The sequence below is a fragment of the Verticiella alkaliphila genome, from assembly GCF_018904615.1.
Taxonomy (GTDB): Bacteria; Pseudomonadota; Gammaproteobacteria; order Burkholderiales; family Burkholderiaceae_B; genus Verticiella; species Verticiella alkaliphila.
On the sequence record NZ_JADCNH010000002.1, the window covers coordinates 87,445 to 108,162 of the forward strand.

Consider the following 20,718-nt stretch of genomic DNA (forward strand, 5'->3'; position numbering starts at 1 on the left):
GGCTGGAATCTTTGGGGGAGTGGTTGGTGCCCGAACTAGCGGCGCACCTGGGCGTGCTCCTGTTGCTGCACGAAGCTCAGGATCAAGGGAACGGTGCCCTCAATGTGGCTGTTCAGGGTGTGCTCGGCCAGCCGGCTGTCCCGTGCCTTGAGCACGGAGATCAGCTGCTCGTGCGCCGCGCGCGGCGTGCGTGGCTTGGCCGGGTTCTGCAGCCAGATCCGCATGTAGGGATCGAGCAGCGCATAGAGCGAATCGATCTGCGCGGCCAGCCGCGGACGTGCGGCTGCCGTCACGATGGTGGCGTGGAACTGTCGGTGTCGCTGCAGCCACTCCTGGGAGTTCTGCTCGCAGCCTTCCATGTCCTCCAACAGGCGCTCCAGCGTCACGATCTGGCGATCTGTCACCTGGGGCGCGGCGAGCCGGATCGCCAGGCCCTCGAGCGCGCTGCGCATCTCGAAGATCTCGCGCATGTCCTCGACGTTCAGTCGGGTCACGACGGCGCCGCGATTCGGCCGGATGGCCACGAGTCCCGCCACGGACAGCCGGCGCAGGGCTTCGCGCACCGGCATGCGGCTCATGTCCAGCAACTGCGCGATGTCTTCCGTGACGATGCGCGCGCCGGGCGCGAGTTCGCCCGTGCAGATCGCCTGGTGCAGGTAGTCGTAGGCCTGCTGTTCGGCGCTGGCCGAGCGGGTGGGCGTGACGAGGGTGAGCGAGGTGTCTGGCATGGATTGGATAATTGGATCCAATTTGAACGGGTCTACTGTACGTCGATTTTGGCGTGATGACCACTGTCGAAACGGCAACGTAACGATGCCGAAGGGGCAACGGTTTCAGCGGCCAAACCCAGCCAGCGGCCACGGCCATCGGTTCGACGCAAGGCGTGGTGGCAGACCGCCCGGCTGTTGGCGGTTCGATATCGCGATGGCTCGATGTACTATCCCGCGATGTTGTCCGCCCTTGATCCCATCGCCGCCATCGCCACCGCGCCCGGGCGTGGCGGCATCGGTGTCGTGCGCGTCTCCGGGCGCGACGTCGCCCCGCTCGTCCAGGCCATCCTGGGCCGGGACGCGTTGACGCCGCGCCACGCGCACTTCCTCCCGTTCCTGGACGCCGATGGACTGCCCATCGACGAGGGCATCGCCCTGTACTTCCCGGCCCCGCATTCCTACACCGGCGAGACGGTGCTGGAGCTTCAAGGCCACGGTGGCCCGGTGGTGTTGCGCCGACTGCTGTCGCGATGCCTGGAGGCAGGTGCCGGCATGGGGCTGCGCCTGGCCGAGCCGGGCGAATTCACGCAGCGCGCCTTCCTGAACGAACGCCTGGACTTGGCCCAGGCCGAGGCTGTGGCCGACCTCATCGACGCCGCGAGCGAAGCCGCGGCCCGCGGTGCAGCCGCGTCGCTGCGCGGCGCGTTCTCGCAGGCCGTCAGTGGCTTGGCCGATCGCATCGTGCACCTGCGCATGCTGGTCGAGGCCACGCTCGACTTTCCGGAAGAGGAAATCGACTTTCTGGAGAAGTACCAGGCCCGGCCGACGCTCGATGGCATCCGCGCGGAACTCGCACGACTGACGTCCCAGGCCCGCCAGGGCGCGCTGCTGCGCGAGGGGCTGCATGTCGTGCTGGCCGGCGTGCCCAACGTGGGCAAGTCGAGCCTGCTGAATGCCCTCGCGGGCTTCGACGCCGCGATCGTCACGCCGGTGGCGGGCACCACGCGCGACAAAGTCGTGCAGGAGCTCGCCATCGAAGGCGTGCCGCTGCATGTCGTGGACACGGCCGGGCTGCGCGAGACCGACGACGAGGTCGAGCGCATCGGCATTGCACGCACGTGGGAGGAGATCGGTCGCGCCGACGCGGTGATCCACCTGCGCGATGCGCGGGCGCCGCAAGACGATCAGTCGTTGGGTGGCGAGCTCGCGAGCCGCCTGCCGCGCGGCGTGCCGGTGCTGGAAGTCTTCAACAAGATCGATCTGGCAGAGGCGAATGCGTCACTGCCCGACGACGCTCTGCGCATCTCCGCGCGCACCGGGGCAGGCCTGGACACGCTGCGTGCCGAACTCTTGCGCATCGCCGGCTGGCAGCCCGCCGCCGAGACACCCTACCTGGCGCGCGAGCGGCACCTCACGGCGCTGGCCGCCGCGGATGCGCACCTCGAGATGGCGGCCCTGCACGCCGAGCAGGACGACCGCGTGCTGGATTTGTTCGCCGAAGAGTTGCGCCTGGCGCACGATCGACTGGGCGAGATCACCGGCGCGTTCGGCAGCGACGATCTGCTGGGGGTGATCTTCTCGCGGTTCTGCATCGGGAAGTGATGCGAGCCACCGACATCGGAAGACGCCGCGACGGGGCGGCCGAAGTGGGAGCCCCCATTCATGGCGCTCCTCAGCAGGCAGCGCCATGCGTTAGTCGTGAACACTGCCCGCTCCGCGATAATGACGGCCTCACCGTCGTCATCCTCTAGGAGTCATCACACCATGGATCTGGGAATCTCCGGCCGCTGGGCCATTGTCTGTGCCGCCAGCAAGGGCCTGGGCAAGGGTTGCGCGCAGGCGTTGGCCGCCGAAGGCGTCAACCTCGTCATCAACGCGCGCGGCGAAGCCGCGCTCGAGGCTACGGCGGCGGAACTGCGTGCCGCCTACCCCGGGATCACCGTGCACGCCGTGGCCGGCGACATCACCGATCCTGCCGTGCGTGACGCGGTGCTCGGCGCGTGTCCGCAGGTCGATATCCTCGTGAACAACGCGGGCGGCCCCCCGCCCGGCGATTTCCGGGAATGGGAGGAGGACGCCTGGCTGGCCGCGGTGCGCGCCAACATGCTCACGCCCATCGAACTCATGCGCCGCACGGTGGATGGCATGGCCGAGCGCGGCTTTGGCCGTGTGGTCAACATCACGTCGGGCGCCGTCAAGGCGCCGATCGACATCCTGGGCCTGTCCAACGGCGCGCGTAGCGGTCTCACGGGCTTCGTGGCTGGGCTCGCGCGCCAGCAGCGTCTGGCCGCGCGCAACGTCACGATCAACAACCTGCTGCCCGGCGCATTCGACACGGATCGCCTGCGCAAGAACTTTGCCATCGGCGCCGAAAAGTCGGGACAATCGGCCGATGCGCTGGCGCAGTCTCGCGCCAAGACGATCCCGTCGGGCCGATTCGGCACGGCTGAAGAGTTCGGCGCGACGTGCGCCTTCCTGTGCAGCGTGCAGGCCGCCTACATGACGGGGCAGAACGTGCTGCTGGACGGTGGCGCCTACCCAGGCACGTACTGACGCCAGCATGCGCCAACGCAAAAGGCCGGCTTTCGCCGGCCTTTTGCGTTGCACGGCCCGGGCAGTGCCCCGGCCGCGCTGCGGCCTGGTTCACTCGAGAACGATATTGTTCTCGCGGATGACGGCACCCCAGTGCTCGGCATCCTGCTTCAGTTGCGCATCGAGTGCGGCCGGGCCGCCGGCCTTCTCCATCTGGCCGTTGTTGGCCAGCAAGGCGCGGAAGCTGTCGGATTGCACCGTCTTCACGGCGGCTGCCGAGAGCTTCTCGATCACGGCGGGCGGCGTGCCCTTGGGCGCGTGCAGGGCGGTCCAGTAGGTGGCCTTCAGCTGCGGAAAGCCGAGTTCGGTCACCGACGGGATGTCCGGGAAGGCCGGGTCGCGCTTTTCCGTGGTGAGGGCGAGGATCTTCAGATCGCCCGCTTTCTGGTGTTCGATGACGGCGATCGGCGTGGCCGTGGTCACGTCGCCCAAGCCGCCCATGAGATCGATCAGGGCCGACGGGTTGTTCTTGTAGGGGATGGACATGACTTCCACGTCCAGCGCCTTGGCAAGCACCAGGTTGTACAGGTCCGTCACGCTGCCGGGGCCCAACGTGCCGATGCGCAGGCCCGTGCTGCTCTTCTTGCCGTAGGCCACCAGCTCGGGGATGCTGTTCACGCCGAGCTTGGTGGGCACGGTGATGGTGAGCATGCCTTCGAACAGCATGGCCACCGACTCGAAACTCTCCAGGCTGTAGGGCAGCTTCGGGCGCAGCATCACGTTGAGCGAGATGGGGCCGGTGCCGCCCAGCAGGACGGTGTTGCCGTCCGGGTTGGCACGCGAGACGTAGGTGGCGCCGATGATGCCGTTGGCCCCGGGCTTGTTCTCCACGATGACCGGGCGGCCGAGCTCGCTGCTCATGCCCTGGGCCAGCATGCGGGCGAAATTGTCGGTGGTGCCGCCAGCGCCATAGGGCACGACGAGGGTGAGCGGCGTTTCCGCCGCGGCCGTGCCCGCCATGCCGCACAGAGCGGAGACGAGCGCGAGAGTGCCGGTGAGCCGGCCGAGTGTGGTGAAGCCCAACATGGGTGTCCTCCTGCGATGAATGCAACGCGCGGGTATCTGCCCTTGAGGGGCTTGTGTGACCGGCTGCACTGCTGCAGCCGGCGCTTTATCGCCGTGTCGCCACGGCCCGCGTGGTGGTCCGGTCCTGCGTCCTGCGCGTGACGACGACCCCTCAGCGGTGCTGTACGGGGGCGTCACGGCGGCCAAAGTCCGGCCGTTCATCATACGGAGGCCTGCCGCCGCGACAATCCCCAAAAACGGCAGGAATGTTTGAACGGGAATGACGGGAATCGGCAGGGTTAACGCGGTGGCGCGTGCTGTTGCATTCCGTCGTCAAATGCCGCGTTTTGATATGGGAAGCGCTGCGATGGCGTCTGCCGTGAGGTTTCGGCGCATCGGTGGCTCATGTCAGGCGGCGTGTCACGCCTGCGGTCATGGCGTCATGGCCAGGTGTGCCTGCGCCTGCGGTGCGGGCAGTACCTGCAGCCGCGCGGAGGCAGCCAGGTCACGCGGTAATAGATAGCGGCCCGGGATCAGGGGCAGGGCGAGGGGCGTGAACGTCACGTCCAGATCGACGCCGGCTGACTGCCAGGCTGACCAGACGAGCTCGGTGCAATAAGCGCCGCCAGGCTCGGCCAGTCGAAACGGCTCGCCGAGCCGGGCGTGTGCGGCGCGCACGGCTGCGGCACGCGCCGTGTCGTCGGCTTGCACGTGATAGATGGCGTGTTGCACGGCGCGTTCCGGCGCAAGGTAGAAATCCAGGGTGTCGATGACGACGCCATCGGCCCGGCCCGGGAGTTCCGCGGGTGTGGCATGGATCACCTGCCACTGCCCCGGTTCGCCCAGCAGCATGCCCACATGGCTGTAGGGCCCGCCGTCCACGCTCAGGACTGCCACGCTCACGCCTGCAGTGCCTTCGCGAAACACGAGATCGCCTGCGCGTGCCTGTGCCGGCACGTCGATCGCCAGGGCCGGGCCCCGGACAGCGCGGCCGTCACCATCCAGAAGGCGGTGAGCGCTGCGCGCCAGCGCGAGCCTGGCGCCTTCACCGCAGCTGGATCTTCCAATCGCCATCGTCCTTTACCAGGCGATGGTTCTGTGTGTCGTCGCGGCCATTGTGAAAGACGACGCGGGCGCGCACTTGCGCGCTCTCGCGGGTGTCATCCATCGTGGTCTCCAGGATCTCCACGCGGTCCAGTCCGCCGTTGGCCTCCACACGGTTCTGCATCTCGCCCACGATCATCTGCACCTTGCCACGCGCCTGCACCACACGATCGGCGGGCACGTTGGCGAACGAGATCTGGGCCGTGGCCTTGTCCACGTCGCCCTTGGCCACGGCTTCGTAGAACGTCTCCACTGCCGATTCCGGCTTGCCGCCCGAACACGCTGTGAGCATCGCAGCGCAAGCGAGCATGAGCAGCAAAGGGGACCGGACAAGCAGGGGCATGAGAATTCCTGAGAATGGGTGAGGCCGCCGCATGATAGCCAGTCGGATACTGGTGCGTGTCCGCGGTTTGTATCGTCATGTGTCCATTGTTGCCGGCATGCTGCCTGCTACCTGTCGCCAGTCCTCAGATCTCTGAGCCTGTCTTTGCATCGAAAAAAGGGGTGGATGTTGCGCAAGTCGTGGATGGTGTCGTGGATGCTCGCGATCGCGGTGACGGTGGCCGCGTGTGGGCAGAAGAACGAGAATTTCGAGCAGGCCTCGAAGGATTACGTGGCACATTTCCAGGCCCAGGCCGACAAGGGTGCGTTCTCTGAGCTGTATGCCGAGAGCGCGCCCATGATGAAGGCAGTGGCCAAGGAAGATGAATTCATCAGCCTGCTCACGCGCATCCAGGGCGCCTTGGGTGAGCGCCGCAAGACCACCTTCGTGCGCAGCGAGAGTTCGCAGTCCGTGGATGGCGCCGCACTCACGCGCCTCGTCTACGCGACGGAGTTCGAGAAGGGCAAGGGCGAGGAGTCCTTTCACCTCACCCGGGTGGGCGACAAGCCGCGGCTTTTCCACTATGAGATCGATTCGCCAGCGTTGCGCAAGCTGGTGGGTGCGCAACCCAACTTTGACGATGCATTCGGCCAGGCCGTGCTGGTGGCGATCGCCCGATTCCATGAACAGGTGGGCGTCGGTGAGTTCGCCGCTATCTATGACGCGGGCGCACCCGGTATGAAGCAGAGCGTGACGAAGGAACGGTTCGTGAGCGCCATGCGCCGGGTGACTGAGGTGCTGGGGGCGCGTGGCACGAGTACGCCAGAACGTCGCAACACGGTGGCCTCCGACGACGGCATCCCGCTGATGCAGGTGGACATGGACACCCGCTTTGCGGAAGAAGAGACCACCGAGCGCTTCTTCTTCCAGCACGCGGACGGCAAGGCGTTGCTGTATCGCTACGAAGTGATGTCCGAGCGCGTGGCCGCCGCCATGCAGGCCGACGACGGGCGCGCCCCGGCCTCAGGCACGGCGCGCTAGCCGCACGAGGAGGGCAGCGAGCGCGCTACCCGTGGAGAGCACGGCCACGCCCGTCCAGCCGGCGTGTTCGAGGACCCAGCTGCCCAGGGCCGCGCCGCTCGCCATGCCAACGAACATGCCGGTGAAAAGCACCGCATTCAGGCGGCTGCGCGCGGCCGGATCCAGGCTGTAGACCTCGGTCTGATGGGCGATGAGCGCCGCCTGCATGCCGAGGTCGAAGCCCACGGTGGCGCCGGCAATCAAGAGAATCTGTCCCTGGGCTGACAGACCGCTGCCCAGCGTGAGCACCGCGAACGACGCTGCCGTCAGGGCGGCGCCCAGGCGCACCACGATCTCGGTGCCGCGCCGATCGGCCAGCCGGCCAGACAGCGGCGCAGCCAGCGCGCCCGCCGCACCTGCCAATCCGAAGGCGCCTGCCGCTGCGCTGCCCAGATGCAAGTCGTCGTGCAGCATCACCGCCAGCGTGGACCAGAACGCACTGAACGCCACGGCCAGAAGGCCTTGCGCCAGGGCGGCCCGCCGCAGCGCCGGGTACTGCCGCCACAGGGCCACCATGGAGGCGAGCAGGGCGCCGTAGCCCAGCCGCGTAGTCGGCGTGAATCGGGGCAGCCCGCGCCAGAACGCCATGCCCGCCAGGGCGATCATCACTGCCGCGGCCATGAACACCGCGCGCCAGCCCGTCTGTCCGGCCAGGGCCCCGCTCACCACGCGCGAGAGCAGGATACCCAGCAGCAACCCGGTCATGACCGTGCCCACGATGCGGCCGCGATGTTCGGCAGGGGCGAGCGTGGCCGCAGCCGGCACGATGTCCTGCGCGAGCGTGGCAGCCAACCCGATGACGAGGCTGGCCACGAGCAGGGCGGGCAGGTTGGGCGAGAGTCCGCTCGCGAGCAGCGCGAGGGCCAGCACGGCCGTCTTCACGAGGATGATCTGTCGACGGTCGTAGCGATCCCCCAGCGGGGCGAGCAGCAGGATACCCAGGGCGTATCCCAGCTGCGTCATCATCGGAACCAGTCCGAGCGCACCGGTGCCAGCCTGGAGATCGTCGCCCACGAGGGCGAGCATGGGTTGACTGTAGTAGAGCGAGGCCACGCCGAGGCCGGCGCCGGTCGCGAGCAGCAGCACCAGCGAGCGCGGCAGCGCGCTGCCTGTGGCGGGCGCCTGGGGGGAGGAGATGGAGGACATGATTGAGTCGGGTGGGGGGATGGCTCGCATTGTCCGTCTCGATGGTGGGGTCGGGAAGTGGCGGTTCAGGAAGAGTTGCTATACGCTCGGCGTATGGAAGACACGCTGGTTCCCCTGGATCGTCTGCTGCTCCTGCAGACCTTCGTGCGCATCGTCGAAGCGGGCAGTTTGTCCGCTGCCGCCGTGCAGCTCGAGACCACCCAGCCTACCGTCAGCCGACGGCTGCAGATGCTGGAACGCACGTTGGGCCAGCGGCTATTGCAGCGCTCCACGCACCGGCTGCGGCTCACGACCGAGGGCGAGCGATGCCTCGCGCATGCGCGTGCGCTCCTGGGCGGCTGGGACGAGCTGGCGGACGACATGCACGGCGCACAGGCCGAGCCGCGCGGCACCCTGCGCGTGGTGGTCCCGCACGCGTTCGGCCAGGACCAGCTCGTCGGCCCGTTGAGCACGTTTCTCACCCGTCATGCCCACGTGTCGGTGGAGTGGCTGCTGTACGATCAGACGCCGGATTTCACGGGGCGCAATCTGGATTGCGCGGTGCACGTTGGGGCGGCTGAAGACCCGAACGTGATCGCCCGGCATGTGGCGGACGTGCCGCGCATCGTCGTGGCGGCACCGGCGCTGGCAGAACAGCTCGCGCACGATCCACAGGCCGGCCTGGCGGGGCTGCCCTGGCTCGCCCTGCAGACGTACTACCGGGACGAAGTAGTGCTCTATGACGCGACGGGCAGACGGCTGGCCTTCGCTATCCAGCCCCGCATCATGACCGACAGCCTGCATGCCTTGCGCAACGCTGCAGTGCGCGGGCTCGGGGCGGCCGCGCTGTCATCCTGGCTGGTCGCGCCCGACATCGAAGCCGGCCGCCTGGTGGCGCTGGCCCCGGGGTGGGCACCCGCGCCGCTGCCCGTGTATCTCATGTATCCCCGCGCCCGGTTCTATCCGGCACGGCTGCGCCTGTTTCTGGAAGCCATGCGTGAGGCCCTGCCTGCGGTGGCGGGCATGCGCGAGCCGGGGCGCGTCAGCCCGCCGCCGTTTCCGGGCGCCGAAAGCACGTGATCTCGTGATCGTTCACCAGGCCGACCGCCTGCATCCACGCGTAGACGATCACCGGCCCCACGAACGAGAATCCGCGACGCTTCAGCTCCTTGGACATCTGCTCGGACAGGGGCGTGCTCACGGGTAGCGTCACGCCGTCGCCCATGACCGGCTTGCCATCGACGAACTGCCAGCAGAACGCCGAGAAATCCTCGCCGCGCGCCTGCATGTCCAGATAGACCTGGGCGCCGCGAATCGTGGCCGCGATCTTCGCGCGCGACCGGATGATGCCCGCATCGCCCAGCAGCCGCGTGACATCCTCCTCGCCGAACGCGGCCACCTTCACCGGATCGAACCCGGCGAACGCAGCCCGCAGGGCTTCGCGCTTGCGCAGCACCGTCACCCAGGCGAGCCCCGCCTGAAAGCCGTCCAGCATGAGCTTTTCCCACAGCGCACGCGAATCGTATTCGGGCACGCCCCATTCATGGTCGTGGTAATCCTGCATGAGCTGCGTATTGCCCGCCCAACGACACCGGCAACGCTCGCCGTGATCCGCCATGTGCCTCATCCTCCCAGTGGTAAGGTGCAGACGATAGCGCACCCCTTTCACAGGATGAACCCCTGATGTCCGCTTCTTCACACACCGTCCAGCACCAGCCCGAGCAAAGCCGCTTTGCCATCCTGATCGACACCCACGTCGCGCGCGCCGAGTACACCCTGGCCGGCGACGTGATCACCTTCACCCACACGATCGTCCCCAAGGCGATGCAGGGCCAGGGCTTGGGCATCAAGCTCGTGAAAGCCGGGTTGCGCTATGCGCGAGAGCATCACCTGAAGGTCATCCCCCAGTGCGCGATGTTCGCCGGCTTCATGCGCAAGCATCCCGACACCCAGGATCTCCTGGCCGAGGAGGGCCGCGCCCTGGTGGCGTAAGGACGTAAGCGTCGGACGTCAGGCCGCAGGGGCGACCGACGCGCCCTGGATCTGGTGGCGTTCCAGCGCCTGTGCCACCGCACCGTTGGCCTTGAGGGATTCGACGAATTCGCGCAGGTACTGGGCCGCGGCCTCGCCGCGCGACTTGGGTACGCCCATGGCCTGCTCGATCACCATGAAGCGGCCCGGCAGCAGACGCAGGCCACCCAGGCGGGCGGCATCCGCTTGGAGCTGCTGCTTCACGCCCGCAGCCACGTCCAGCTGCTCGGCGATGAAGGTATCGACGACCGCGGGCGAGGTGGGTGCGCGCACGATCTCGGCCTGCTGCAGGTGGCGGGTCAGGAAAAGATCGTAGGCGCTGGCCTTGCCGACCGTGACGCGCGTGCCGGGGCGGTCCACCTCGTTGTTGGATTGCAGCGCGGAATCGTTCTTCACGAGATAAGCGCCCTCGATCAGCACATAGGGCGCGGTGAAGGCGATGTTCGCACCCCGCACCGGGTCGATCGCGAAGAAGCCCACGTCCGCCTCGCCCGACTCCACAGCCTGCACCGACTTGCCTGCGGCGTCCACCACGACCAGCGCCAAGGGGACGCCTAGCCGGGCGGCCAGCGCGCGGGCAATGTCCACCGAGACGCCGCCTGCCGAGCCCGTGCCAGGATCGGCGTGGGCCAGGATCGGGTTGCCGGTGTTGATAGCCGCGTGCAGGGTGCCGGTGGGGGCGAAGGCGGCGATGAGATCGGCGGTGGCTGCAGTCATGGGAGGCTCCGGGAGGGCGTGTATCCGAACGCGCGGCATGGCGTGACCAGAGGATGGTACGCCATGCCGGGCCTGTCGGTGTTGCGAAACCTCAGCCGCGTCCGAGGAGTCGAGCGCGCTGGCGCGTGTTCCGGCGCGCTCCCGCGCTAGCCTGTGGACGTCGGCCGCACGCCCGACTCACACGCCTCGGCCGAAGGCCAGTGCCGAGCCGCGCGCGTCAATCTTCGCCATCGCCCAGAGCGCCAGGCCCCCAAGCGAGAGGCTCACGCCCACCCAGCCCATCGAGGCAAAGCCCCCGCCTTGCAGCAGGGCGAGCCCTCCGAGGTACGGGCCGATGGCGTTGGCCAGGTTGAAGGCCGAGTGATTGAGCGCGGCGGCTAGGTTCTGCGCGTCCCCCGCCACGTCCATCAGCCGCGTCTGCAGGATGGTGGGCAGGGCGCCCAGCGTGCCGACCAGGAACACGGCGACGATCATGGTGTCGAGCCGGCCGATGGCAAAGGGATAGACGGCCAGCGCAGCGGCGCTCCAGAGCAGCACCCACGCCGCCGAGCGCATGCCGAAGCGATCGGCCAGCCACGCGCCCACGAGGTTGCCGATCGTGATGCCCAGGCCGAAGACGCCGAATACCCACGGCACGACCGACGGTTCGACGTCGGTCACGTTCTCGAGCGTGGAGCCGAGATACGCGTACACCGCGAACATGCCGCCAAAGCCGATGCAGCCGATGGCGAGCGTGAGCAGCACCTGGCGGTTGCGCAGGGCGTCCAGCTCACGCCAGGGGTTGGCACTGCGCCGCGCGGTGTCACGCGGGGCAAAGAGCGCGACGAGGATGGCCGCGAGCAGGGCGAGCGCGCCCACGAGGCCGAACGTCCAGCGCCAGTCCAGCGCCTGGGTGATGGCCGTGGCGATGGGCACGCCCACGATCGTGGCCACCGTCAGCCCGGACATCACGGCGGCGACGGAGCGGGCGCGCAGATGCAGCGGCACGAGCGAGGCTGCCACCAGGGCTGCGATGCCGAAGTAGGCGCCGTGCGGCAGGCCGCTCAGGAAGCGGAACACCAGCATGCTCGGGAAGTTCGTGGACAGGGCGGTCGCCACGTTGCCCAGGCCGAAGAGCAGCATGAAGCCGATCAGGAGCAGCCAGCGCGGCGAGCGCGCGCCCATCACCGCCAGGATCGGCGCGCCCACCACCACCCCGAGCGCGTAGGCACTGATCGCGTGGGCCGCCCGGGCGGGGTCCAGGTCGAAGCCGCGCGCGAAGTGGGGCAGCACGCTCATGGCGGCGAACTCGGCCACGCCGATGGCAAAGCCGCCCACGGCCAGGGCGAGCAGCACGAGGCCGACGGGATGACGCGAGGCGGGGGGCGGTGCCGAGGAGACCGGCGGCAGAGCAGAAGACATGGCGGACAGCGGGGTGCTACCTAGGGTAAACCCGGATATTACACCTGGGGTCGTGATGACCATCGCACGTCCCTGCGAGCGGCAGGGACACCGCGCGGGTGGCCGTGTTCACACGCCCGCTGACGGGGCGACCGCTTCTGTGCCGCGTGCGGCCGCCACGCGGCTGCGCGAGCGTCGACGGATGTCACGCAGGCCTGCCGCCACGAGCACCAGGATGGCCGACCAGATCGCCAGATACGTCGGCCACTGCGCAGGGGCGATGCGCTCGCCCAGCAGGAGGGCGACGACGACGAGCAGAACGGGCTCGGCATAGCTCAGCAGGCCGAAGAGGCCCAGACTCAAGCGCGCCGTGGAGGCGATCATGCACGCGAGCGACGTTGCACTGAGCGCACCGAGGCCCAGGATGAGCAGCCAGGCGCTCGATGCGGGCAGGGCCCCGGTGGCGGGCGACCACACCAGGAAGGCGATGCCCAGCGGCACGCACAGCAGCATGTCCAGCCACATGCCGGCGAGCGGCGGCGTGCGCAGGTGGCGGCGCAGGCCGAAGTAGAGCGGGTAGCCCAGGCACACGACGAAGGCTGGCCAGGCAATGCTGGGCGCGAACAGAAGCTCGTTGACGACGCCGATGCCGGCCAGGACGCAGGCCACCTGCTGCCAGCGCGAGAGCCGCTCGCCGAACACCCAGCGCCCGGTCAGCACCAGCGTGAGCGGCAGGAGGAAGTAACCCAGGGAGACGTCCAGCGCGTACCCATTGATGGGTGCCCAGAGGAACAGCCACAGCTGCACCCCGAGCAGCGCGGCCGACACGGGCATGACCGGCCACAGCGCCGGTCGCGCCCGCAAGCGCTGCCACAGCGTCACCCATTGATGGGTCTGTCGGGTGAGGACGATGAGCAGGGTGAGCAACGGCGCCGTGAGCAGGATGCGCCAGCCGAAGATGCGCTCACCGCCCAGCGGCTCGAGCAGCGTGGCGTAGTAATACATCGTCGCGAACAGCGCCGACGCGGTGAGGGACAGGGCAATACCGGCGGGGCTGTTGGAGGCGGGAGCGACAGACACAGGGCGGGACAACGCGAAAGACAGGGCAGAGCGTAATGCTATTGCTGTCGACGGCTTGCATCGATGCAAAAATGCCCCGTTGGACGCAATCCCATTGCGTTGTGGAGCCTGTTTGATGACTTCTGTTGTCCTGGACACGTACGACCGCCAGCTCGTGGCGCTCGTGCAGCAAGATGCCCTCATGTCGCAGGCCGAGCTTGGCGAGCGGGTGAGCCTGTCACCGGCGGCGGTGAACCGGCGTCTCAAGCGGCTGGCCGCCGACGGTGTCATCCGCGGCCAGCGCGTGGAGGTGGATGCCGATGCCCTGGGCTATGGGCTCACCATCATCACCGAGGTGCACGTGGAGAGCGAGCGGCCGGACCGCCTCGACACCCTGCGCCGCGCCTTTCTGGCCTGCCCGCAAGTGCAGCAGTGCTACTACGTGGCGGGCGGCTGCGACTTCGTCCTGGTGTTGCTCGTGCGCAGCATGGCGCAATACACCGAGCTCACGCGTTCGCTCTTCTTTGCCAACGACAACGTGCGCCGCTTCTCCACGCGGGTGGCGATGGACCGCGTGAAAACGGGCGGGGCCGTGCCCGTGGATTGAGGCGGTGCCGGGCCAGACGCGTTGGCACCGGCATGCACCGCAGACCACTCAATGCGCGCCGCCTGCCGCTTCCTGCGCGCCTGCCGGCGCCTTCACCCGCTTGGCGAACCACACCATGGCCACCAGCAGCAGGAAGATGCCGGAGGAGATGTAGAAGATGTCCGTGGCCGACATCGTGGCCGCCTGCTGGTTGATCATGTTGTTCAACGTGGCGAGCGATTGCGTCTCCGACAGGCCCGCAGCACGCATGCCTGCCAGCGCCTGGTCCGTGGCGAGCGTGCCGGTCTGGATGTGCTCCGTGAGTTGGGCGTGATGCAGGGTAGTGCGGCTGTCCCAGAGCGTCGTCACCAGCGAGGTACCGAAGGCGCCCGCCGTCATGCGCACAAAGTTGGACAGTCCCGCGGCGCTGGCGATCTTGTCAGGCGCGAGCCCGGACATCGTGATCGACACCAGGGGCACGAAGAAGGCCGCCATCGCCGCGCCCTGCAGGATCGTGGGGATCACGATGGTCGTGATGTCGGCCTGCGTGTTGAAGTTCGAGCGCAGGTAGCTCACGGCCGAGAAGATCAGGAAGGCGCCGGTCACGAGCAGCCGCGGATCATGCTTGGCGAGCAGCTTGCCCACGATCGGCGTGAGGATGATCGCGAGAATGCCCACGGGCGCCGTCACCAGGCCGGCATACGTGGCCGTGTAGCCCATCGTGGTCTGCAGCCACAGCGGCAGCAGCACCACTGTGCCGAAGAAGACCCCATACGCCACCGACAAGGTCACCACGCCGGTGGTGAAGTTGCGTTGTGCGAAGAGCCGCAGGTCCACGATGGGGTGCTTCTCCGTGAGCTCCCAGATGAGGAAGAAGACGAAGGCGACGACGGTGATCACGGCCAGGATCTGGATCTCGCCGCTCGCGAACCAGTCCAGCTCCTTGCCCTTGTCGAGCAGGATCTGGAGCGCCGCCACCCACAGCACCAGCAAGGCCAGGCCGATGCGGTCGATCGGCAGCTTGCGCGTGGGCGATTCGCGGTTGCGGTAGATGCGCAGGCTGGCCCAGGCGGCCAGCATGCCCACCGGCACGTTGATGTAGAAGATCCACGGCCAGGAATAGTTGTCCGAGATCCAGCCACCCAGCAGCGGGCCGGCCACGGGCGCCACCAGCGTGGTCATGGACCAGAGGGCAAGTGCGGTGCCGGACTTGGCCTTGGGGTAGCTCGCCAGCATGAGCGTCTGCGACAGCGGGATCATCGGCCCGGCCACGGCGCCCTGCAGGATGCGAAAGAAGATCAGTGCTTCGATGCTGGGGGCGAAGCCGCACAGCCATGAGGCGATGACGAAGAGCACCACCGACCAGACGAAGAGCCGAACCTGGCCGATGCGTTGCGTGAGCCAGCCCGTCAGCGGCAGCGAGATCGCGTTGGCGACGGCGAAGGATGTGATGACCCATGTGCCCTGGCTCGCGCTCACGCCCAGATCGCCCGCGATGGCGGGGATCGACACGTTGGCGATCGAGGTGTCCAGCACGTTCATGAACACCGCGGCCGACAGCGCGATGGTGCCCAGCGTGCGCTGTGAGCCTTCGAGCGGTGGATGCGTCATTGACGCGGTGGCGGCGGCCATGGCTTATTCTCCGCTGCGCGCAGCCGCCATGCGGGGCACACCAGCCCCGTTGTCCGCGAGGATGCGGGCCACGGCGGCGCTGGCCTGGGCATCGGCCTGCGTGAAGGCTTCGCTGGCATAGGCAGGCTCGCGGCGCGCACCCTGGGCCAGCGCCTGGCCGCTGGTATCGGAGATGTCCACCTTCACGTCCATCGAGAGGCCCAGGCGCAGGGGGTGCGCGTCGAGGTCGGCCTTGTCCAGGGCGATGCGCACGGGCACCCGTTGCACGACCTTGATCCAGTTGCCGCTGGCGTTCTGGGCGGGCAGCAGCGCAAAGGCGCTCCCGGTGCCCGCGCCCAGACCGGCCACGGTGCCGTGATACACCACCTTGCTGCCATACATGTCTGCCGTCAGCGTGACCGGCTGGCCGATGCGCATGCGACCGATCTGCACTTCCTTGAAGTTGGCATCCACCCACACCCCGTCCAGCGGCACGATCGCCATCAGCGGCGCGCCCGCGGCCACGCGTTGGCCCAGCTGGGCCGAGCGGCGGGCCACGTAGCCTGAGACCGGCGCCAGCACGTGGGTGCGGGCCAGATTCAGGTAGGCCTCGCGCACCTTGGCCGAGGCGAGCTTCACGTTGGGGTGCTCGGCGACGGTGGTGTTGCTGGTGAGCGCCTCATTGCCGGCCAGCGTGGCACGGCTTGCGGCGATGGCCGCGTCGGCGGCAGAGACGGCCGCCTGGGCATTCTGCACGGCCGACTGCGCGTGCAGCAGCTCTTCGCCGCTCACGCCGCCGGATTTGGCCAGCGCCTGGCGGCGACGCAGGTCGTTCTGGGCGCGGGCAAGTTCGGAGCGCGCGCTGCGAGCCTGGGCTTCACGCGCGGAGATGTCCGCGGCCAGGCCGGTGTTTTGTACGTACAAAGTACTCACTTGCCGGACGGTCTGTGCGAGCGAGGCCTCGGCTTGTGCCAGGGCCACGTCGGCATCGGCGCGGTCGAGTTCGGCCAGGGGCTCGCCGGCTTTGACGAAGTCGGTGTCGTCGGCGTGCAGGCCAATCACGGTGCCGGCGATCTGCGGCGTGATCTGCACCAGGTCGCCCTGCACGTAGGCGTCGTCGGTGGATTCGAAGTGACGTGCGACCAATCCCCAGTAGGCGCCATAGGCGGCGCCCAGGGCGACGAAGAGGACGGCAGCGCCGATCAGGAGGCGCTTGCGGGGGGAACGGGGCGTGGCGTTGTCGGTGTCGGACATGGCGTGGGCCTTTGGCGAATGTCGAGGAGAAGGATTCAGCGCGTGGGCGCGATGGTGTCGTCGTAGCCGCCGCCCAACGCGGTGGCGAGCTGCACGTCCAGCACCTGGCGGCGGGCGGCGATTTCGGTGTCCAGGCGGGTCTGTGCCAGGACGGCATCTTGCGCGGCAAGCACCGTCAGGTAGTTGCCCAGGCCCGCTTCATAGCGGCGCACGGCGAGGTCATAGGCGGCCTGGATCGCCTCGCGCGCTTCGCGCTGGTGCTGCGCCTCGCGGTTCAGCGAGCGGATGTCGCCCACGGTGTCGGCCACCTGACGGGCGGCGTCCAGCACCGTCTGGTTGTAGTCGGCCACGGCCAGCTCGGCGTCCGCGCGGCGGGCGTTCAGATTGGCGTTGAGCCGGCCCGCGTCGAAGATGGGCAGCGAGATCGCCGGGCCGATACCCGCCGTGCGGCTGCCACTGTCGAAGAGGCGGTTGGTGCCCAGCGCGAGCAATCCGACGAAGGCCGTGAGATTGACGTTGGGATAGAAGCTCGCCTTGGCGGCATCGATGGCCGAGCCGCTCGCCTCGGCGCGCCAGCGCGCGGCGACCACATCCGGGCGATGGCCCAGCAATTCCAGCGGAAGATTCGCCGGCGCCTCGGCGCCCGGCGTGCGCAATGCCACCGGCTGCAGGGCGTCGCCCGCCTGGGGGCCGGCCCTACCAGCGCCGCTACCTGGTGACGCAGGCGTTCCAGATTCGCCTCGTTGCGCTCTTGCTGCACGCGGGCGGTGGCCAGCGCGGATTCGGCCTGGCGCACTTCCACCTGCGTATCCAGGCCCGCCGCGACGCGGTCCCGCGTGATCCTGGTGACGGCTTCGCGCTGCGCAATGGTGTTCTGCAGCACCTCGCGCTGCGCGAAGGCGTCCTGCAGGTTGTAGTAGGCCGTGGCCACGGACTGCACCAGCACGTTGCGCGCAGCCTGCGCCTCGGCCTCTGCCGAGCGGGCCTGCGAGACGGCGCCTTCGAAGAGCGCGCGGTTCTTGCCCCAGAAGTCGAGCTGGAAGCTCACGTCCAGGGCCAGGCGATTGTCCGAGCCTACGGAGCCGGCCAGCGGTTCGGGGTAGATATAGTTCTCGGAGTAGCGCTGGCGCGTGAGGGAGTAATTGGCGGCCACTTGCGGCAGTCGCACGGCTTCGGCCTCGCCCACGGCGGCATTCGCCTGCGCAATGCGCGCCTGCGCCATGGTGAGGCTAGGGCTGCCGGCCAGCGCGGCGTCGATGAGGCGATTGAGTTGCGGATCGCCGTAGCGCTGCCACCAAGCGTGGGTGGGCCATTGCACGGGCGTCTCGACAGCGCCCACCGTGGCCGCGTCCAGACGGGACGTTGGCACGGGCCCGGAATGCATCGGGGCGCATGCGGCCAGGACGGCGGCAAACAGGGGTGCAAGGAGCAGACGGGCTTTCATGGTGTTGTCTGATGGGTCTGTTACTGCCTAGGCAGCTAAATAAGTCAATGGCGCGAGGTGGACGACGGGCGTCAGGGTGGGGCGCCGTTGGCGATCATGCGCCGGATCAGATGCTTGAACGTGGCGAGCTCCTCGGCCGACAGCCCCCGGACGTGGATATTCTGGGCTTCGGCCAGCGCATCCGGCACCTGCATCGCGCGTGCCCGGCCTTCGTCGGTGAGTTCGATGCGGATCATGCGGCGATCCTCATGGTTGCGCACGCGTCGCAGCAACCCTTTGCCTTCCAGCCGATCCAGCGAGCGCGTCATCGCGCCCGTGTCGATGTCCAGCAGGCGCGCAAGCTCGACAGGCGTATCCGCCAACCCCCTGTGCAGCAGCAGGATGGGCCGCCATTGCATGGCGGTCAGATCCAGTGGTGCCATTTCCCGGTCCACCACGCGTTGCATGGAGATGTAGAAGAGCTTGACCAGATAGCCGACCGTTTCTTCGGCCACGAGGGCGTCGCCCCGATAGGGACCGGGCGTGCGGGTGGGTGCGGAGGAAGATGCCATGCCGCATATTAACTGACTAGGCAGCGAATTGGCAATGGACGTGTTGCGCTGCAGCGACCATAATGGCCGCCCCGGGCCCACGCCCGATCCTCCCTGCCTTGGGCCGGGCCCGCGCAGCACCCCGTGCCGCTGCCGGCGTCTGCGCCATCCGCCATGCTCGCCGCTGCCGCTATCTTCGTCTTCACCCTGGTTCTCGTCATCTGGCAGCCGCGCGGGCTGGGCATCGGCTGGAGCGCCTTGATCGGCGCGGGGCTTGCGTTGGCCACCGGCGTGGTCCACCCGCACGACATCGCGGATGTCTGGCAGGTCGTCTGGAACGCCACCGCGGCCTTCATCGCCATCATCGTCATCAGCCTGGTCCTGGACGCCTCAGGCTTCTTCGAGTGGGCCGCACTGCACGTGGCGCGGTTGGCAGGCGGGCGAGGGCGGTTGCTCTTTGCGCTCGTCATCCTGCTGGGGGCGTTGGTCTCCGCCTTCTTCGCCAACGACGGCGCCGCGCTCATCCTCACGCCCATCGTGATGGCGATGCTGGCGGCGCTGGGCTATGGCGCGGCAGCCACGCTCGCCTTCGTCATGGCGGCGGGCTTCATCGCGGATGCCGCCAGCCTGCCGCTCACGGTGTCCAATCTCGTGAACATCGTGTCGGCGGATTTCTTCGGGATCGGCTTTGATCGCTATGCGAGCGTCATGGTGCCGGTCAACCTGGCGGCGGTGGCCGCCTCGCTCGTCGTGCTCTTCCTGGTGTTTCGCCGCGACATCCCCGTGCGCTATGACCCGACACACGTGCGCCACCCGGCCGAGGCCATCCGCGATCCGGCCACCTTCCGCGCCGGCTGGGTGGTGCTCGTGCTGCTGCTCGCCGGCTTCTTCGGCCTGGAGCCTTTGGGCGTGCCGGTGAGCGCGGTGGCGGCCGCCGGTGCGGCGATCCTGCTCGCGGTGGCGGCTCGTGGCCACGTCATCAGCACGCGCCGCGTGCTGCGCGAGGCGCCCTGGCAGATCGTGATCTTCTCGCTCGGCATGTATCTGGTCGTCTACGGCCTGCGCAACGCCGGCCTCACCGACGCCATCGCGGGCTTGCTCGAGCGCTTCGCTGAGGGCGGGGTATGGACGGCCTCGCTGGGCACGGGTTTTCTCGCGGCCATCCTGTCGTCCATCATGAACAACCTGCCCGCCACGCTGGTGGGGGCGTTGTCCATCCATGTCGCGGATGTGAATGGCGTCGTGCGCGAGGCGATGATCTACGCCAACGTGATCGGTTGCGATCTGGGCCCCAAGATCACCCCCATCGGCTCGCTCGCCACGCTGCTGTGGCTGCACGTGCTCGCCAAGAAGGGCTTCACGATCACCTGGGGGGCATATTGCCGCATCGGCCTCATCACTACCGTCCCGGTGCTGGCGGTGACGCTGGCGGCGCTGGCGCTGCGGCTGTCAATCTAGATTCTGTTTGACAGATCCTGTTATTCAGAACATCATGGCAGCATGATTCGCTCGTTCATTTGCGCTGACACGGAAGCGCTGTTTCTCAGTCGGCCTGTCCCCCGATTCAAGAACATCGAGCGTGTGGCAAGGCGCAAGCTCTTGCAATTGCATGCCGCGTCAGTGTTGGCGAGTTTGCGAATTCCTCCTGGTAATCAACTGGAGTCGCTGCGAGGGAATCGGCAGGGACAGCACAGCATCCGCATCAATGACCAATGGCGCATCTGCTTCGTTTGGCAAGACGAGGCCGCATATCGCGTCGAGATCGTGGATTATCACTAGGAGCGAGAGATGACGGCCGAATACCTTGAAGACATCCACCCCGGCGAGATTCTGCTGGAAGATTTCATGAAGCCCATGGGGATCACGTCACGGCAGTTGGCAGCGGATATCGACGTGTCGCCCAGCCGCATCAGCGAACTGATCCATGGCAAACGCCCTATCACGGCAGATACCGCGCTGCGCCTTGGGCTGTTCTTCGACATGGAGCCGCGGTTCTGGATGAATCTGCAAACGGAGTTTGACATGCGTGTCGCCGCGCGGACCTCGCGTGACATGATCGCGTCCAGGATTCGTGTCTTTCGGCGGCCTGCGACGGCTTGAGCAGCCAGCGGGCTGGACCACAGGTCGATGCATGAAGCCAAACGCTTTGGTCTTATGATCGAAGGCTT

Annotated in this window: 22 protein-coding genes and 1 pseudogene; 9 read left to right on the top strand and 14 right to left on the bottom strand. The window is 67.8% G+C overall.

Annotated features, from left to right (window positions below; genetic code table 11):
* Positions 1 to 35: 35 nt before the first annotated feature.
* Complete coding sequence (locus tag IMZ29_RS01990) at positions 36 to 728, bottom strand: GntR family transcriptional regulator (protein WP_216179802.1); 693 nt, start codon at positions 726 to 728, stop codon at positions 36 to 38.
* 222 nt (positions 729 to 950) lie between these two features.
* On the opposite strand from IMZ29_RS01990, the gene mnmE reads away from it, so the two are divergent.
* Positions 951 to 2,312, top strand: a complete 1,362-nt coding sequence (gene mnmE, locus IMZ29_RS01995) for a tRNA uridine-5-carboxymethylaminomethyl(34) synthesis GTPase MnmE (RefSeq protein ID WP_216180210.1) — start codon at positions 951 to 953, stop codon at positions 2,310 to 2,312.
* A 162-nt stretch (positions 2,313 to 2,474) separates the two neighbouring features.
* Positions 2,475 to 3,263 carry an SDR family oxidoreductase gene (locus IMZ29_RS02000; RefSeq protein WP_216179805.1) on the top strand — a complete coding sequence of 263 codons (789 nt, stop codon included), beginning with the start codon at positions 2,475 to 2,477 and terminating at the stop codon, positions 3,261 to 3,263.
* A 90-nt stretch (positions 3,264 to 3,353) separates the two neighbouring features.
* On the opposite strand, the gene IMZ29_RS02005 is transcribed toward IMZ29_RS02000, so the two are convergent.
* The 3 genes from IMZ29_RS02005 to IMZ29_RS02015 form a co-directional block, all read right to left on the bottom strand.
* Complete coding sequence (locus IMZ29_RS02005) at positions 3,354 to 4,328, bottom strand: tripartite tricarboxylate transporter substrate binding protein (protein ID WP_253206661.1); 975 nt, start codon at positions 4,326 to 4,328, stop codon at positions 3,354 to 3,356.
* A 411-nt stretch (positions 4,329 to 4,739) separates the two neighbouring features.
* Entirely contained in the window at positions 4,740 to 5,381 is a 642-nt protein-coding gene (locus tag IMZ29_RS02010; RefSeq protein WP_216179808.1) for a YiiX/YebB-like N1pC/P60 family cysteine hydrolase, read from the bottom strand.
* Positions 5,353 to 5,754: a DUF4878 domain-containing protein gene (locus IMZ29_RS02015; RefSeq protein WP_216179810.1), complete on the bottom strand. Its 402-nt coding sequence runs from the start codon at positions 5,752 to 5,754 to the stop codon at positions 5,353 to 5,355. Before IMZ29_RS02015 ends, IMZ29_RS02010 begins: the two co-directional genes overlap by 29 nt.
* Before the next feature lie 165 nt (positions 5,755 to 5,919).
* Here IMZ29_RS02015 and IMZ29_RS02020 point away from each other — a divergent pair, with 165 nt between their 5' ends.
* Positions 5,920 to 6,774 carry a hypothetical protein gene (locus tag IMZ29_RS02020; RefSeq protein WP_216179812.1) on the top strand — a complete coding sequence of 285 codons (855 nt, stop codon included), beginning with the start codon at positions 5,920 to 5,922 and terminating at the stop codon, positions 6,772 to 6,774.
* On the opposite strand, the gene IMZ29_RS02025 is transcribed toward IMZ29_RS02020, so the two are convergent.
* Positions 6,757 to 7,959, bottom strand: coding sequence for an MFS transporter (locus IMZ29_RS02025; protein WP_216179814.1), 1,203 nt, complete (start codon positions 7,957 to 7,959; stop codon positions 6,757 to 6,759). The genes IMZ29_RS02020 and IMZ29_RS02025 overlap by 18 nt on opposite strands.
* Positions 7,960 to 8,052: 93 nt before the next feature.
* Here IMZ29_RS02025 and IMZ29_RS02030 point away from each other — a divergent pair, with 93 nt between their 5' ends.
* The gene (locus tag IMZ29_RS02030; RefSeq protein WP_216179816.1) at positions 8,053 to 9,018 is read left to right on the top strand and encodes a LysR family transcriptional regulator; all 966 of its coding nucleotides are present in this window, start codon (positions 8,053 to 8,055) and stop codon (positions 9,016 to 9,018) included.
* Here the strand turns inward: IMZ29_RS02030 and IMZ29_RS02035 are convergent.
* Positions 8,981 to 9,556 carry a DNA-3-methyladenine glycosylase I gene (locus IMZ29_RS02035; protein WP_216179818.1) on the bottom strand — a complete coding sequence of 192 codons (576 nt, stop codon included), beginning with the start codon at positions 9,554 to 9,556 and terminating at the stop codon, positions 8,981 to 8,983. The two genes, IMZ29_RS02030 and IMZ29_RS02035, sit on opposite strands and share 38 nt — an antisense overlap.
* A 65-nt stretch (positions 9,557 to 9,621) precedes the next feature.
* Here IMZ29_RS02035 and IMZ29_RS02040 point away from each other — a divergent pair, with 65 nt between their 5' ends.
* Complete coding sequence (locus tag IMZ29_RS02040; RefSeq protein WP_253206663.1) at positions 9,622 to 9,930, top strand: GNAT family N-acetyltransferase; 309 nt, start codon at positions 9,622 to 9,624, stop codon at positions 9,928 to 9,930.
* An 18-nt stretch (positions 9,931 to 9,948) separates the two neighbouring features.
* On the opposite strand, the gene IMZ29_RS02045 is transcribed toward IMZ29_RS02040, so the two are convergent.
* From IMZ29_RS02045 to rarD, 3 genes are all read right to left on the bottom strand, one after another.
* Positions 9,949 to 10,686 carry an ABC transporter substrate-binding protein gene (locus IMZ29_RS02045; RefSeq protein WP_216179820.1) on the bottom strand — a complete coding sequence of 246 codons (738 nt, stop codon included), beginning with the start codon at positions 10,684 to 10,686 and terminating at the stop codon, positions 9,949 to 9,951.
* Between the two features lie 177 nt (positions 10,687 to 10,863).
* Positions 10,864 to 12,087: an MFS transporter gene (locus IMZ29_RS02050; RefSeq protein WP_216179822.1), complete on the bottom strand. Its 1,224-nt coding sequence runs from the start codon at positions 12,085 to 12,087 to the stop codon at positions 10,864 to 10,866.
* Between the two features lie 108 nt (positions 12,088 to 12,195).
* On the bottom strand, positions 12,196 to 13,146 hold the full coding sequence (gene rarD / locus IMZ29_RS02055; protein WP_371820068.1) for an EamA family transporter RarD: 951 nt from the start codon (positions 13,144 to 13,146) through the stop codon (positions 12,196 to 12,198).
* A gap of 115 nt (positions 13,147 to 13,261) precedes the next feature.
* Between rarD and IMZ29_RS02060 the strand changes: the two genes are divergently transcribed.
* Positions 13,262 to 13,732, top strand: coding sequence for an Lrp/AsnC family transcriptional regulator (locus IMZ29_RS02060; RefSeq protein ID WP_216179828.1), 471 nt, complete (start codon positions 13,262 to 13,264; stop codon positions 13,730 to 13,732).
* A gap of 48 nt (positions 13,733 to 13,780) precedes the next feature.
* On the opposite strand, the gene IMZ29_RS02065 is transcribed toward IMZ29_RS02060, so the two are convergent.
* The 5 genes and pseudogenes from IMZ29_RS02065 to IMZ29_RS02080 form a co-directional block, all read right to left on the bottom strand.
* The gene (locus tag IMZ29_RS02065) at positions 13,781 to 15,343 is read right to left on the bottom strand and encodes a DHA2 family efflux MFS transporter permease subunit (RefSeq protein WP_305852500.1); all 1,563 of its coding nucleotides are present in this window, start codon (positions 15,341 to 15,343) and stop codon (positions 13,781 to 13,783) included.
* Between the two features lie 3 nt (positions 15,344 to 15,346).
* Entirely contained in the window at positions 15,347 to 16,576 is a 1,230-nt protein-coding gene (locus tag IMZ29_RS02070) for an HlyD family secretion protein (RefSeq protein ID WP_216179831.1), read from the bottom strand.
* Positions 16,577 to 16,611: 35 nt separating this feature from the next.
* Entirely contained in the window at positions 16,612 to 17,238 is a 627-nt protein-coding gene (locus IMZ29_RS23150) for a TolC family protein (RefSeq protein WP_371820069.1), read from the bottom strand.
* Positions 17,239 to 17,330: 92 nt separating this feature from the next.
* Positions 17,331 to 18,020, bottom strand: a pseudogene (locus IMZ29_RS23155) (TolC family protein); the annotation flags it as partial.
* Between the two features lie 71 nt (positions 18,021 to 18,091).
* Positions 18,092 to 18,571, bottom strand: a complete 480-nt coding sequence (locus IMZ29_RS02080) for a MarR family winged helix-turn-helix transcriptional regulator (protein ID WP_216179833.1) — start codon at positions 18,569 to 18,571, stop codon at positions 18,092 to 18,094.
* 153 nt (positions 18,572 to 18,724) lie between these two features.
* Here IMZ29_RS02080 and IMZ29_RS02085 point away from each other — a divergent pair, with 153 nt between their 5' ends.
* The 3 genes from IMZ29_RS02085 to IMZ29_RS02095 are packed head-to-tail and all read left to right on the top strand — an operon-like array spanning position 18,725 to position 20,650.
* On the top strand, positions 18,725 to 20,008 hold the full coding sequence (locus tag IMZ29_RS02085; RefSeq protein WP_216179835.1) for an arsenic transporter: 1,284 nt from the start codon (positions 18,725 to 18,727) through the stop codon (positions 20,006 to 20,008).
* Between the two features lie 42 nt (positions 20,009 to 20,050).
* The gene (locus IMZ29_RS02090; protein WP_216179837.1) at positions 20,051 to 20,329 is read left to right on the top strand and encodes a type II toxin-antitoxin system RelE/ParE family toxin; all 279 of its coding nucleotides are present in this window, start codon (positions 20,051 to 20,053) and stop codon (positions 20,327 to 20,329) included.
* Positions 20,330 to 20,338: 9 nt separating this feature from the next.
* Positions 20,339 to 20,650: a HigA family addiction module antitoxin gene (locus IMZ29_RS02095; RefSeq protein ID WP_216179839.1), complete on the top strand. Its 312-nt coding sequence runs from the start codon at positions 20,339 to 20,341 to the stop codon at positions 20,648 to 20,650.
* Positions 20,651 to 20,718: the final 68 nt, after the last annotated feature.